The following is a 12,342-nucleotide window of genomic DNA, read 5'->3' as shown; positions in this document are numbered from 1 at the left end:
GGGATCCGTCGGCGAAGCCACACCGCCCGCCCCCTTGGCGGCCGATCGCGCTTTGCGTGAGGTGCAGTTCGGCAGCCGCACGCGTGAAGCTGGCGTGACGCACGGCGGCTTCGAACGCGACGAGACAGGGCAGCGGAGGCAGTGGCGTGATGCGCATGGAATGACTCGGGCGGGTGGCAGGGAGATGTTGCCATACATCCCACGGCGGCAGCCTCGAACCAAAACTGCACGCGCACCAGGTTGCGCGTGCCTGTTGCGAAAAAAACTTACTATTGCGTTGAATCTCTGCGCAACAAGGGGGCGAAGATGAGTTCTGCCGAGAATGCGGCAACAGGTGCGGGCGCAGTACAGTGGCACGCCATGCCCGCTGCCGAGATCGAGCGCCAGCTCAGCGTGAATCCGTCGCAAGGGCTCGATGTGGCGGACGCCGCGCAGCGCCTGGGCACCTATGGGCCAAACGTCCTGCCCCAGGGCAAGAAGAGTGGTCCCCTCGTGCGTCTGCTTGCCCAGTTCAACAACGTGCTCATCTACGTGCTGCTCGCGGCGGGCTTCATCAAGCTGATGCTGAGCCTGTGGCTCGACGCCTCGATCATCTTCGCGGTGGTCATCCTCAATTCGCTGCTGGGCTTCCTGCAGGAAGGGCGCGCCGAGAAAGCGCTCGACTCGATTCGCAACATGCTCTCCGCGGAGGCGCGCGTGCTGCGCGCCGGCGAGGTGCGCCTCGTCCCCGCCGAAGAGGTCGTGCCCGGCGACATCGTGCTGCTGGAATCGGGCGACAAGATCCCCGCGGACATCCGCCTCGTCGAGGCGCGCAACCTGCGCACGGAAGAGGCGGCGCTCACGGGCGAATCCGTGCCTGCGGAGAAGAACACCGGCGCGGTGCCGGCGCACGCCACCGTGGGCGATCGCGAGAATATGGCCTTTTCCGGCACGATGGTCCTCTCGGGCCGCGCAACCGGCATCGTCGTGGCGACGGGCAGCCAGACGGAGCTTGGCCGCATCAACGAGATGCTGGCCGAGGTCAGCGCGCTGGAAACGCCGCTGCTCCGCCAGATCAAGAAGTTTGGATACGTCATTACGATCGCCATCGGCATCATCAGCGTGCTGCTCTTCGCATGGGGCCACTGGCTCGGCCACATGACCTTCATCCAGTTGTTCCAGGCGGTGGTGGGCATCGCGGTCTCGGTGATCCCGGAAGGCCTGCCGGCGCTCATCACCATCACGCTCGCCATCGGCGTGCAGCGCATGGCGAAGCGCAACGCCATCATCCGCCGCCTGCCCGCGGTCGAAACGCTGGGGTCCGTCTCGCGCATCTGCTCGGACAAGACCGGCACGCTCACCCTCATGGAAATGATGGTGACCTCGGTCGTGACGGCCGACGCGCCCTATGAAGTGACCGGCGACGGCTACGCACCCGAAGGCGAAGTGCGCGCGGGCGGGAAGGCGCTCGGCGCCGAACGGCCCGAGGTGCTCACGCTCATGGGCCGCGTATCCATGCTGTGCAACGACGCCGGACTCTTCGAAGAAGACGGCAAATGGAAAGTGGAAGGCGACCCGACGGAGGGCGCGCTCTACCCGTTCGCCGGCAAGCTCGGCATGGACCGCAGTGCGGAGGCCGCCGCAGCGCCGCGCATCGACGGCATTCCCTTCGAGTCCGAACACAAGTTCATGGCCACGCTGAACCGCTCGGCGCAAGGCGAGATGCTGCTCGTGAAAGGCGCGCCGGAGGTGATCATCGATAATTGCGACCGCCAGCAAACCGCAAGCGGCCCCGCGCCGCTCGACCGCGAGCGCTTTGCGCGCGAAGGGGAGCGGCTCGCCTCGCAGGGCGAACGCGTGCTGGCGCTCGCCTGGCTACCCGATCCCGGCCTCGAAGTGGGCAACCTCGGCCCGCAGGATCTGCCGAAGACGCTCGTGCTGCTCGGTCTCGTGGGCCTCATGGACCCGCCTCGCAAGGAGGCGATCGATGCGGTGCGCGAATGCCACGGCGGCGGCATCCGCGTGACGATGATCACGGGCGACCACAAGGTCACGGCCGCTGCGATCGCGGGCATGCTCGGCATCGGCGACGGCAAGACGGCCGTGGCGGGCACCGAGATCGAGGCGATGAACGACGCCGCGCTGCAGGAATGTGTGCGCGACGTGGATGTGTTCGCGCGCGCGAGCCCCGAGCACAAACTGCGGCTCGTGAAGGCGATCCAGGCCAACCGGCAGGTGGTCGCCATGACGGGCGACGGCGTGAACGACGCGCCCGCGCTCAAGAAGGCGGATATCGGCGTGGCGATGGGCATCAAGGGCACGGAAGTCACGAAGGAAGCCGCGGGCATGATCCTCGCCGACGACAATTTCGCCTCGATCTCGGCGGCAGTCAAGGAGGGGCGCACGGTCTACAACAACATCGAAAAGGCCATGCTCTTCATGCTGCCCACCAATATCGCCCAGGGCGCCGTGATTGCCATCGCGATCCTGTTCGGCTTCGTGCTGCCGATCACCGCGCCGCAGGTGCTGTGGGTGAACATGGTCACGTCCGTCGCGCTTGGCCTCGTCATTTCCTTCGAGCCTCACGAGAACGACGTGATGCAGCGCCCGCCGCGCTCGATCGACCGTCCTATCGTCACACCATTCGGCGTGTGGCGCATTCTCTTTGTCGGCGCCACGCTCGTGCTCTATACGCTCGCGGCATTCTTCTGGATGAAGTCGCAGGGCGTGGCGGATTCGATGGCGCGCACGGCCGCCGTCAACGCCATTACGCTGGGACAAGTCTTCTATCTGCTCAATAGCCGTTCGCTGCTCAATTCAGCGCTGTCGGTGCGGGCGCACATGGGCAACCCGTATCTCTGGTACGGCATCGGTGCTGTCGTCGTGCTGCAGATTCTTTTCACCTATACGCTGCCCTTTCACGCGGTGTTCAATACCGAGTCCCTGCCGCTCTCGACCTGGCTCTGGCTCGTGGCGGGTGCGATCCTGTTCTTCCTCGTGGTGGAGCTGGAGAAGCTCGTCATTCGTTCGATACCGGCGCTGAAGAAGTCCGTGAGCCCGCAACCGCGCGGCGCGCCAACAAGGCAGTACCATGACGCGTAGAATCGTTTCGTCCCGTCTCGAGAGCGAGGGCCCAATGCCATGCTGCCTGGTGCGAACCTGAACCTGGTCGAGGTGACCGGACTGCTGGTGGGCGGGCTCGCCCTGTTCCTGTTCGGGCTGGATCTGATGACGGGCGCGCTCAAAACGATCGCCGGCGCGCGCCTGCAATCGCTGCTGGGCTCGCTCACCGCCAACCGCTTTCGCGGCGTGCTTGCGGGCGCCGGCATCACGGCGCTGCTGAATTCGTCGACTATCACCACGGTACTGCTGGTGGGCTTCGTTTCCGCGCGGCTCATGACGCTGATGCAGTCCATCCCGATGATCATGGGCGCCAATATCGGCTCGACGCTCACCGCGCAGATCATCGCGTTCAATATCTCCGCGCTCACGCCGTTCATGCTCGGCGGCGGCTTCCTGCTCTATGGCTTCGCGAAGCGCGAAACGCTGCGCGAACTGGGCGGCGCGCTGCTCGGCCTCGGTCTGCTGTTTCTCGGCATCGAAATGATGGGCAACGCGACCCGGCCCCTGCGCGATTACCAGCCGTTCATCGACGCGATGCAGAACATGCGCAATCCGCTCATCGGCATCGTGATCGGCGCGGTGTTCACGGCCATCGTGCAAAGCTCGGCGGCCACGCTCGCGATCGTGATCGCGCTAGGCAGCCAGGGGCTCATTCCGCTCGAGTCGGGCATTGCGCTGATACTCGGCGCCAATGTGGGCACCTGTGGCACGGCGCTGCTCGCTTCAATCGGCAAGTCGGCGGAGGCGGCGCAAGTCGGTATCGTCCACCTGATCTTCAACGTGCTTGGCGTGCTGTTCTTCGCCTTCGTCATTCCGCAGTTCGCCGATTTCGTGCGCATGATCTCGCCTTCCGCGCCCGAGCTGACCGGCGCTGCGCGCCTCGCGGCGGAAACGCCGCGGCAGGCCGCCAATGCACACACAGTGTTCAGCGTGTTCAGCACCCTCGTGCTGATCTGGTTCACGGGGCCCATTGCGAAGCTCGCCGAACGCCTGGCCCCGGCACGCCGCGAAGGGTGGCAAGACCCCGGCGTGCCGCGTTACCTCGATGAAACGCTGGTCGAAATGCCAGCGCTCGCCATTGCCCGCGTGCAACTCGAACTGGCTTCGCTCGGCAAGCTCGTGCAGATTCTCGTCGAGCATAGCGCCACGCTGCTGGTCGAAAGCTCCACGCAGGCGCTTTCCACGGTGTCGAACGAAGACAAGGCGGCAGACTCGCTCAGCACTGCCATACTCACCTATATCGGCAAGCTCTCGGATGCCGTGCAAAGCGACGACGAAGGCCGGCAACTGGTGGATCTCGCGCGAATTGCCACCTGCCTCGACGCCATCCGGGAAGTGGCCACCACGAGCATGCTCGCGCTGAGTCAGAGGCGCGCCGCGCAAAGCGCGGACGTGACCGTGTTGGCGAACAACCCTGAGCTGGTGCAATTCGCCCGGTCCGTCATCGAGCGTTTCACGCTTGCCGTGCAGATGATCGCGCACCCGGAGGCCGACGTCGTGACGGGCATCGTCAACGCCAAGCCGGAAATCGAAGCACAGTCCGACTCGGCGCGCCAGCGCATCATGTCCGCACTGCAGTTGCGCAACGAGGGAGCGGCGTTCCTTTTCCGCTTCGCCAACGACGTGATCGAGCAGTTGAACGAGGTGGCGCGGCTTTCCCGGGCCATCGCCAAGGCCACGCGGTGGCTACACGACGTGAAAGTGCTGGAGCCTGAAAGCGCAGAGGCCATGGCCGAGACCGAGGCAGAAGCTCAGGCGTGAAGACGCGGCGCGCGCATGCCGCGCGTGGCCTTCAACGCGGCGCGCCCGAGGTCAGTGCATGAGGAACGGTCGTGGGCACCGCTTCGAGAAAGCCGCGCCCCATCTCCGTCTCGAAGCGCGAAGCGCTCCCCTCCCAGACGATGCGCGCATGTTCCAGCACATAAACGCGGTCCGCGTGCGGCAGGGCGAAGCGAACGTTCTGCTCGCCCAGCAGCACCGTAATGGGCGTGGACTGCTGCAGCGCGTCCAGCGCCTTCGAAAGCTGTTCGAGGATCACGGGTGCGAGCCCGAGCGTCGGCTCGTCGAGTATCAGCAGCCTGGGCTGAGGCATGAGCGCACGCGCAATGGCCAGCATTTGCTGCTCGCCGCCCGAAAGCGTGCGCGCGGTTTGGCTCTGGCGCGACTTGAGGATCGGAAAGAGGTCGTAGAGCCAGGTGAGTTGCTTCTTGCGCACGTTGTCCGAGAGATGATAGCCGCCGAGTTCGAGATTCTCGCGCACCGTCATGTCGCCAAACAGCTCGCGCGTTTCCGGGCATTGCACGAGGCCCGCGCGCGAGACGGCCGCCCCGCTCATGCCCTTCAGATCGCGCCCGTCGAAGCGGATCGTCCCCTTGTACGGCAAGAGGCCTGAAAGCGCGTTGAAGAGCGTGGTCTTGCCCGCGCCGTTGAGGCCGACCACCGAAACGAACTCGCCCTCGCGCACGCTGAGGCTCACGCCGTCGAGCGCGCATGCCTTGCCGTACAGCACGCGCAAGTCCGAAACCTCGAGGATGGCGCGCTTCGCGTCGCCCGCGACGCTCGAGCGCTGACGCAGCTCCAGCTTGCTGCCCAGATACACGCGGCGCACCGTTTCGTTTTGCATCACCTCTTCCGCCGTGCCTTCGGCAACGTGCTCGCCGAGGTACATCGCGAGCACGCGGTCGGCGAGCGCTGAAAGGCTTTTGACGTTGTGATCGACCAGCAGCACCGCGCGCCCCTCCGCGCGAAAACCGCGAATCAGCTCGGAGAATGCCTCCGATTCCGCAACCGTGAGTCCTGCGAAGGGCTCGTCGACGAGCACGACCTGCGGGTCGCGTGCTATCGCCTTCGCCATCTCCATGCGGCGCAGGTCCGCGAACGGCAGCGTGGCAGGGTGCCGGTGCATGACCGCGGCCAGACCCACGCGCGCGGCAATCTCCCGCGCGCGCTGATGCACATGCGGCTCTGCCGCGAGCTTGACGAGCGAGTCGGGCAGCAGTGCGAGCTTGATGTGCTCCAGCACCGTTTGCCGATGCAGCGGGCGCGAATGCTGAAACACGATGCCCACACCGGCGCGCGCAATGCGGTGCGGCGCCCAGCCGGCCATCTCCACGCCGTTCACCTTGACCGAGCCCGCGTTGGGACGCTCGATGCCCATGATGAGCTTCATCACCGTCGACTTACCGGACCCGTTGGGGCCGATCAGGCCCAGGATCTCGCCGGGCCGGATGTCGAAGCCGATGTCCTTCACCGCGACGAGACCGCCAAAGCGCTTGGTCAGCCCGCGTACCGAGAGCAGCGGCGTGTCGTTCATTGGCGGGCCCTCGTACGCAGCAAGTTGCCGAGCAGGCCGTCCGGAAAGAACAGCAGCGCCGCGAGCGCGACGGCCGCGACGACGAACGTGTTGAGTTGGCCAAGTGGGCGCAGGAATTCGCCGGCCACGATCAGGAAGATCGATCCGAGCACGGCGCCGAGTATCGTGCGGCGCCCGCCGAGCACGGCCGCGATGATGATCTGCACGCCGACGCTCAGGTCCACCACCGTGCTCACCGAAGCCGTGCCTTGATAGAACACGAGCATCGCGCCGGCCACGCCCGAAAACACGGCGCTGATGCAAAAGGCCACGAGCTTGTGCCGCGTGACGTTGAAGCCCAGCGCCTGCGCACCGGTCGCGTCCTGGCCGCTCGCCTGCAAGATGAGGCCGATTGCCGAGCGGGAGAGACCGAACAGCAGGATCGCGCAGACGACCAGAAACGCCAGCGCGATCCAGTAGTTGTGGTTGGCGTCGACGGACATCACGTCGGGCACCATCATGCCGATCTCGCCGCCCGTCACGCCCGCGAAAATCACGATGGCGTTCTGCAGCAGCAGCACGGCCACGAGCGTGACGAGGCCGAAGTACGGGCCGCGCAGCCGCAGCGCGGGCACCGCGAGCAGCAGGCCGCCGACCAGCGCGAAGAGGCCGCCCGCGATCACGCAAACAGGAATCGGCAGCCCCCAATGGGCGTCGATGATCGCCGCCGAATAGGCGCCGAGACCGATCAGGAACGTCGGGCCGAAATTGACCTCGCCGGCAAAACCGAACAGCAGGTCCCACGACATCGCGAATACGCCGAAGTAATACGCGACCGTGAGCACGCCGAGGATGTACCCCGACATCCACCACGGCAGCGTGGCCGCCGCAACGGCGAGCAACACGGCCACCCACACCCCACGCGAACGAAGAAGACCGGACATGTCGATGTGCTCCCTTCGCTCCGTTAGCGACGACCCAGGAAGCCCTGGGGCCGCACATAGACGACGAGCACCAGCAGCAGCAGCGCAGGCAGCGGCCGCAGCGTCGGCGCAACGAGATACGCGGTGACGGTCTCCAGATAGCCGACCACATACGCGGCCATCAACGATCCGGAAACGCTGCCAAGTCCGCCCAGCACGACAATGGAGAAAGCGCTCGCCGTGAGTTGCCCGGCGTTGTTCGTACTCACGCCGAGGAACGACGCCAGCAGCACGCCCGCAATGCCCGCCAGCACGCCGTAAATGGTCCACGCAAGCAGATAGATGCGCGAGAGTTCGAAACCGAGCAGCGTGAGGCCGCGCGGATTCATCGAGGCGGCGAGCAGCGCCTTGCCCGCGCGCGTACGATTCACGAAGAGCCACAGGAGGCCGATCACGGCCCAGCAGACCACGGCGATCATGATCTCGTTGAACGGCACGCGCACGCTGCCGATCATCGCCACGCCGCCGATGAGCGGGCGCATCGTCACCGGGTTGTCGGTGAAGAGCCAAGCCATGCCCTGCTGGATCATGATGCCCCACAGCAAGGTGCCGGTGAGCACGAAGATTTCCTTCTCTTCGGCCGGAATCGCAGCGGAACGCTGGATAGGCCGCACCACCATCAGGTAGGTAACATAGGCCGCGATGAGACCGGCGACCACGCCAAGCAGCGTGCCGAGATAGGTGCCGAGGCCCGCCTCGCCCGCGAGCATCCAGCCCATCAGCGCGGCGACGAGCATCACGCCACCATGCGCGAGATTCAATATGCCGGAGACGCCGAAAATCAACGTGAAGCCGATGGCGCCCAGCGCGTAGAGCGAACTGATGGCAAAGCCGTCGATGAGGATCTGCAAGAGCAGCATGCCCGGCCTTTCAGGTGGATTGGCGTGTCGCAACATGCGCCATGCGGCCCATCGTCAGACGAAGGGCCGCACCGCGCGACGCACTACGCGAAGCTAGTTTGCGCTAGCCTGCTGGAGCTTGATGAAGGTCGGGAACTTGACCTTGCCGTTTGCAACGGACTTGGGCCAGATCGCGATCTGCTTGCCGTCCTGCCACTGCAGGTTGATGCCGGTGATGTAGCCCGGGCCGTACTTGAGCGCGTGCGTGAACGTGTCGTTCTTGCCGTAGAATTCCCAGCGCCCGATCGTGCCGACGTAATCCGTCTTCTCGAGCGCGGCGACCATCTGGTCCGGATCGGTCGAGCCCTTGTTGCGCTTGATCGCATCCGCGAGGATGTATACGAGGTCATAGGTCGAGAAGCCGCAATACGCTGGCGATACGCCGAACTTCTTCTGGTACGCATCCGCGAAGGGCACCGTCTTCGGCGTGATCGCCACGCCCGGCGCCGCGGCGGAAGCCGTGATCACGCCCTCCGTCGCGCCGTTCGTGTCCTTCCAGAAGCTCGTGGTCGTGGCCTGCGAACTCTGGCCCGACATCGGGATCGGCACCTGCTGATCGTGCCATTGCACCGTCGGCTGCACGCCCACGTGGCTGATGCCCGTGGTGATCGTATCGGGGTGTTTGGCCTCGATCTGGTTGAAAATTGGTGTGAAGTCCGAAGTATCCGGATTGAAGCGGATATGATCCAGCACCTGAAGACCGGCCTTGGGCAGGCATTCCATGAAGCGCTCGTCGAGCGGCTTGGTCCATGCCGCGTCCTCGCTCATCACGACCGTCGACTTCATCTTGAACTGGCCGACGAGAATATCGTGCGAAAAATCGCAGATCGACTGCGCGATGAATGCCGACGTCATCCAGCCGTGGAACGTGTATTTGTAGTGGTCGTAGTCGTCGTGAACGTGCTTCGAAATATCGTTGCTCGCGGCGCCCGGCGTAATAAAGGGCATTTTCAGCCGCGCCGACCAGGGTTCCATGGCGAGCGCCACTTCGCTGATATAGCTGCCGATCACGGCGACGACCTTGTCCTGGGTCGCGGCGCGCTGGAAAGCTCGCACGCCGTCCGAGGCCGACGAGTGGTCGTCGTAGGCGATGATCTGGATGGGCCGGCCATCTACGCCGCCGCTCGCGTTGATCTCGTCCGCGGCGAGCTGCGCCGCCTTGCTGATCGAGGCGCCCGCCACCGCGGACTCCTCGCTGATCACGCCGATCTTGATCGGGTCGCCCGCGGCATGCGCGCCGGCCGCGAGGCCCAGCCCTGCCGCCACCATACCCGTCGCCGCTACGCGATGAAGGTTTCGCCACACGCCGTTACAGGACATCATGCATCTCCGATTCGCCTGGATCGTTGAAGAACATCTGCCCGCTTCAAAGCTGCTTTGAAGAATGTGCCCCCAACAGTATCACCCGCCTTTACACGCTCAATCGGGAAAAACGATGACAGGTAACATACGGATAACGTGCTGATTTCATGGTGCAAAGCGGCAAGAAAACGCGCTTGCCCGCGCGGCTGCGAACGATGCGCGCAGCACCTCGCGCACGTTCGCGCTCGCTGAACGCATCAGGGGACGAGACGCTCACTCGCGGTCCTTGCCCCAGCGCCAGCGAGGCGGCTCACCCTTGAGCCAGCAGACCGCCGAAAGCGCGAGCGTGGCGAGTATCACGAATGCCGCGAATGCGTACGGCCGCCCGTGCGGTTCAAAAAGTACCGCGCTCAAGGCAATCGACAAGACATACGCCACGAGCACCACCCACCCCTGCCAGGTGAGCGGAAGTCCCCACCCCCAGCCATAGCGTTTGGCTCGAAACCAGTATTTGCCAGTGCCCGGCATGTCCCCATCTCCCGCGCCTCGCGTGAGGCGCAACTTCAGGCCGATGCAGTATGGCACACGGCCTCGACCCGGTTTCCGGCAGGATCGATGAGAAAGGCGGCGTAATAGTCGGCGTGATAATGCGGCCGCAAGCCTGGATCGCCATCCGAGCGGCCGCCCGCAGCGAGACCGGCTGCATGGAACGCATCGACCTGCGAGCGTGTAGCGGCCTTGAAGCACCAGTGCCGCTTGTTCGGCTCGATGGCGCTGGCGTCCAGGTAGATGGAAAGATACGACGACTGCGTTTCGGCGGCGTCGCAACGCTCGCCGTAGCCGAGCGCGTTGGGGCGGTCGTAGACCTTGAGCGCACCCAACGCATTCATGATCGCATCGTAGAAGGGACGCGCAGCGTCGAGATCGGGCACGCCGATCGAAACGTGATCGAGAAGCTGCATGGTGCTGGCACTCCGCAGTCGTGAATACACGACTATAACCGGCGGATCACACCCTGCAGCGTTTGCGTTACCCGGTGCGGCCGACGCGGAACACCGAAACCGCGGCGTTCAGCCGGTGCGCTTCGTTTTCGAGCGACGACGCGGCAGCCGTTGCCTGCTCAACGAGTGCCGCATTCTGCTGGGTCACGAGGTCCATCTGTCCCACGGCGACGTTGACCTGATCGATGCCCGTGCTCTGCTCCGCAGCCGCCGATGCAATCTCGTTCATGATCGCACTCACGCGCGCGATCGCTTCGACGATTTCGCTCATGGTCGAGCCCGAGCGCTCGACGAGGCCCGCGCCCGTTTCCACGCGCGAGGTCGACGACTCGATCAGTTCCTTGATCTCCTTGGCCGCCGCGGCGCTGCGCTGCGCGAGCGAGCGCACTTCGCTCGCCACCACCGCGAAGCCGCGCCCTTCCTCGCCCGCGCGCGCCGCTTCCACCGCCGCGTTGAGCGCGAGGATGTTGGTCTGGAACGCAATGCCCTCGATCACGCCGACGATCTCGCCCACGCGCCGCGAGTCGCCCACGATGTCCTGCATCGTGCCGACCACTTCGCGCGAAAGCGCGCCGCCCTGCGCGGCGAGGCCGGAAGCGCCCTCGGCGAGCGTGCTGGCCTGGCGTGCGTTTTCGGCGGTCTGCTTGACGGTGGAGGTCAGCTCTTCGATGCTCGCCGCCGTTTCCTCGAGCGAGGCAGCCTGCTCCTCGGTGCGCTGCGAAAGGTCCGTATTGCCCGCCGCGATCTCGCTCACGCCCTTGTCGATCGACAGCGCGCCTTCACGCACGCTGCTGACCGTCTTGATGAGTGCATCCTGCATCTGCCGCAGCGCGGCCTGCAGGCGGCCCATTTCGTTGTTGCTCGTCGTCTGCACCGTGCCGCTCAGGTCGCCCGCGGCGATACGCTGGAACTGGGCGATGGCCGCGTCCACGGGATGCACGATCGCGCGCATGAGCGCGGCGCGGCCAATCCACGCGAACAGCAGCGAGAGCACCATGCCCACGCCCACCGCGACGCTCACTGCGTTGAAGCGGTCCTGCGCTTCCTGGTAGCGCTGCGCACCGAGGTCGATCTGGCGCTTCTCGAGTACGAGCATCGCCTTTTCGTAGTTGCTGTAGAGCGACGGCAGCTTGTGGCCCTGCAGTTCCTGGAATGCGGTCTTGTCGCCGGCCTTGAGCGCCGCCAGTGCCGGCTCGAGGCCATCGTGCAGGAAGCTGTTGCGCCTGGCCTGCATGTCGGCGATCAGATCCTGCGCCTCGCCTTCTCCGCTCGCAATCGACAGATAGTGGTCCAGACGCTCGTTCGAGTTCTTCAGGTACTGGTCGTAGCGCTTGAGCACCGCGTCCGCGGCATCGTGGTCGCCGAGATCGGAGAGCGATGCGTTGGTGGCGAGCGCGAGGCGCAGACGCAGCAACTGGCCGGCGCTGCCTTCGAGGTCGGCGACGGCCGGCGTATTGACGGTGTACATGGTGCGCAGCGACTCGTTGCCCGCTCGCATCGACAGGAGTCCTGTGGCGGCGCCGACAATCAGGACGATGCCGAAGAAGGCGATCATCAGGGTCAGGCTCGCGCGTATCGACAGCTTGTGAAGCATTCCTGGTCTCTCTTCCGTTGGGGCGCGCGGCTCTGGAGGCCGCGCGTGGCCCAGTCGTTTTTCATTGATTGTTCCGGTGCGCTTATCCAGTGCAGCCCGGGCGTTCAGGCTGATTAAGCGCCCAGTACATAACAACGGCAGGAGAGCTTGCGAACTTTATGGTTTGCTG

General features: G+C 65.1%; 9 protein-coding genes and 1 pseudogene. 2 read left to right on the top strand and 8 right to left on the bottom strand.

What is annotated here, in order from left to right:
* Positions 1 to 34: 34 nt before the first annotated feature.
* Positions 35 to 157, bottom strand: a pseudogene (locus tag AB4Y36_RS16590) (LysR family transcriptional regulator); the annotation flags it as partial.
* Between the two features lie 149 nt (positions 158 to 306).
* Here AB4Y36_RS16590 and AB4Y36_RS16585 point away from each other — a divergent pair.
* Both AB4Y36_RS16585 and AB4Y36_RS16580 read left to right on the top strand, forming a co-directional pair.
* The gene (locus tag AB4Y36_RS16585) at positions 307 to 3,081 is read left to right on the top strand and encodes an HAD-IC family P-type ATPase (protein ID WP_368683589.1); all 2,775 of its coding nucleotides are present in this window, start codon (positions 307 to 309) and stop codon (positions 3,079 to 3,081) included.
* Positions 3,082 to 3,120: 39 nt separating this feature from the next.
* The gene (locus AB4Y36_RS16580) at positions 3,121 to 4,863 is read left to right on the top strand and encodes a Na/Pi cotransporter family protein (RefSeq protein ID WP_368683588.1); all 1,743 of its coding nucleotides are present in this window, start codon (positions 3,121 to 3,123) and stop codon (positions 4,861 to 4,863) included.
* A gap of 31 nt (positions 4,864 to 4,894) precedes the next feature.
* Here AB4Y36_RS16580 and AB4Y36_RS16575 read toward each other — a convergent pair whose 3' ends face one another.
* The 7 genes from AB4Y36_RS16575 to AB4Y36_RS16545 all read right to left on the bottom strand — a co-directional run bounded on the left by AB4Y36_RS16575 (position 4,895) and on the right by AB4Y36_RS16545 (position 12,173).
* A complete protein-coding gene (locus AB4Y36_RS16575; RefSeq protein WP_368683587.1) occupies positions 4,895 to 6,415 on the bottom strand; it encodes an ATP-binding cassette domain-containing protein in 1,521 nt (506 codons plus the stop codon).
* Entirely contained in the window at positions 6,412 to 7,338 is a 927-nt protein-coding gene (locus AB4Y36_RS16570; RefSeq protein WP_069267032.1) for a branched-chain amino acid ABC transporter permease, read from the bottom strand. The genes AB4Y36_RS16575 and AB4Y36_RS16570 overlap by 4 nt, the downstream gene beginning before the upstream one ends.
* A 23-nt stretch (positions 7,339 to 7,361) precedes the next feature.
* Positions 7,362 to 8,237, bottom strand: a complete 876-nt coding sequence (locus AB4Y36_RS16565) for a branched-chain amino acid ABC transporter permease (protein WP_069267033.1) — start codon at positions 8,235 to 8,237, stop codon at positions 7,362 to 7,364.
* 93 nt (positions 8,238 to 8,330) lie between these two features.
* Positions 8,331 to 9,596 (bottom strand): ABC transporter substrate-binding protein, encoded by a 1,266-nt coding sequence (locus AB4Y36_RS16560; RefSeq protein WP_069267058.1) that lies wholly within the window; start codon positions 9,594 to 9,596, stop codon positions 8,331 to 8,333.
* A 255-nt stretch (positions 9,597 to 9,851) separates the two neighbouring features.
* Positions 9,852 to 10,106 carry a hypothetical protein gene (locus AB4Y36_RS16555; protein WP_368683586.1) on the bottom strand — a complete coding sequence of 85 codons (255 nt, stop codon included), beginning with the start codon at positions 10,104 to 10,106 and terminating at the stop codon, positions 9,852 to 9,854.
* A gap of 35 nt (positions 10,107 to 10,141) precedes the next feature.
* A complete protein-coding gene (locus tag AB4Y36_RS16550; protein ID WP_069267035.1) occupies positions 10,142 to 10,540 on the bottom strand; it encodes a VOC family protein in 399 nt (132 codons plus the stop codon).
* A gap of 67 nt (positions 10,541 to 10,607) precedes the next feature.
* The gene (locus AB4Y36_RS16545) at positions 10,608 to 12,173 is read right to left on the bottom strand and encodes a methyl-accepting chemotaxis protein (protein WP_069267036.1); all 1,566 of its coding nucleotides are present in this window, start codon (positions 12,171 to 12,173) and stop codon (positions 10,608 to 10,610) included.
* Positions 12,174 to 12,342: the final 169 nt, after the last annotated feature.

The organism is Paraburkholderia sp. BR10936 (assembly GCF_040965735.1).
Lineage (GTDB): Bacteria > Pseudomonadota > Gammaproteobacteria > Burkholderiales > Burkholderiaceae > Paraburkholderia > Paraburkholderia nodosa_A.
The sequence above is the reverse complement of the archived record's forward strand: the minus strand, read 5'-3'. Positions and strand labels throughout refer to the sequence as shown.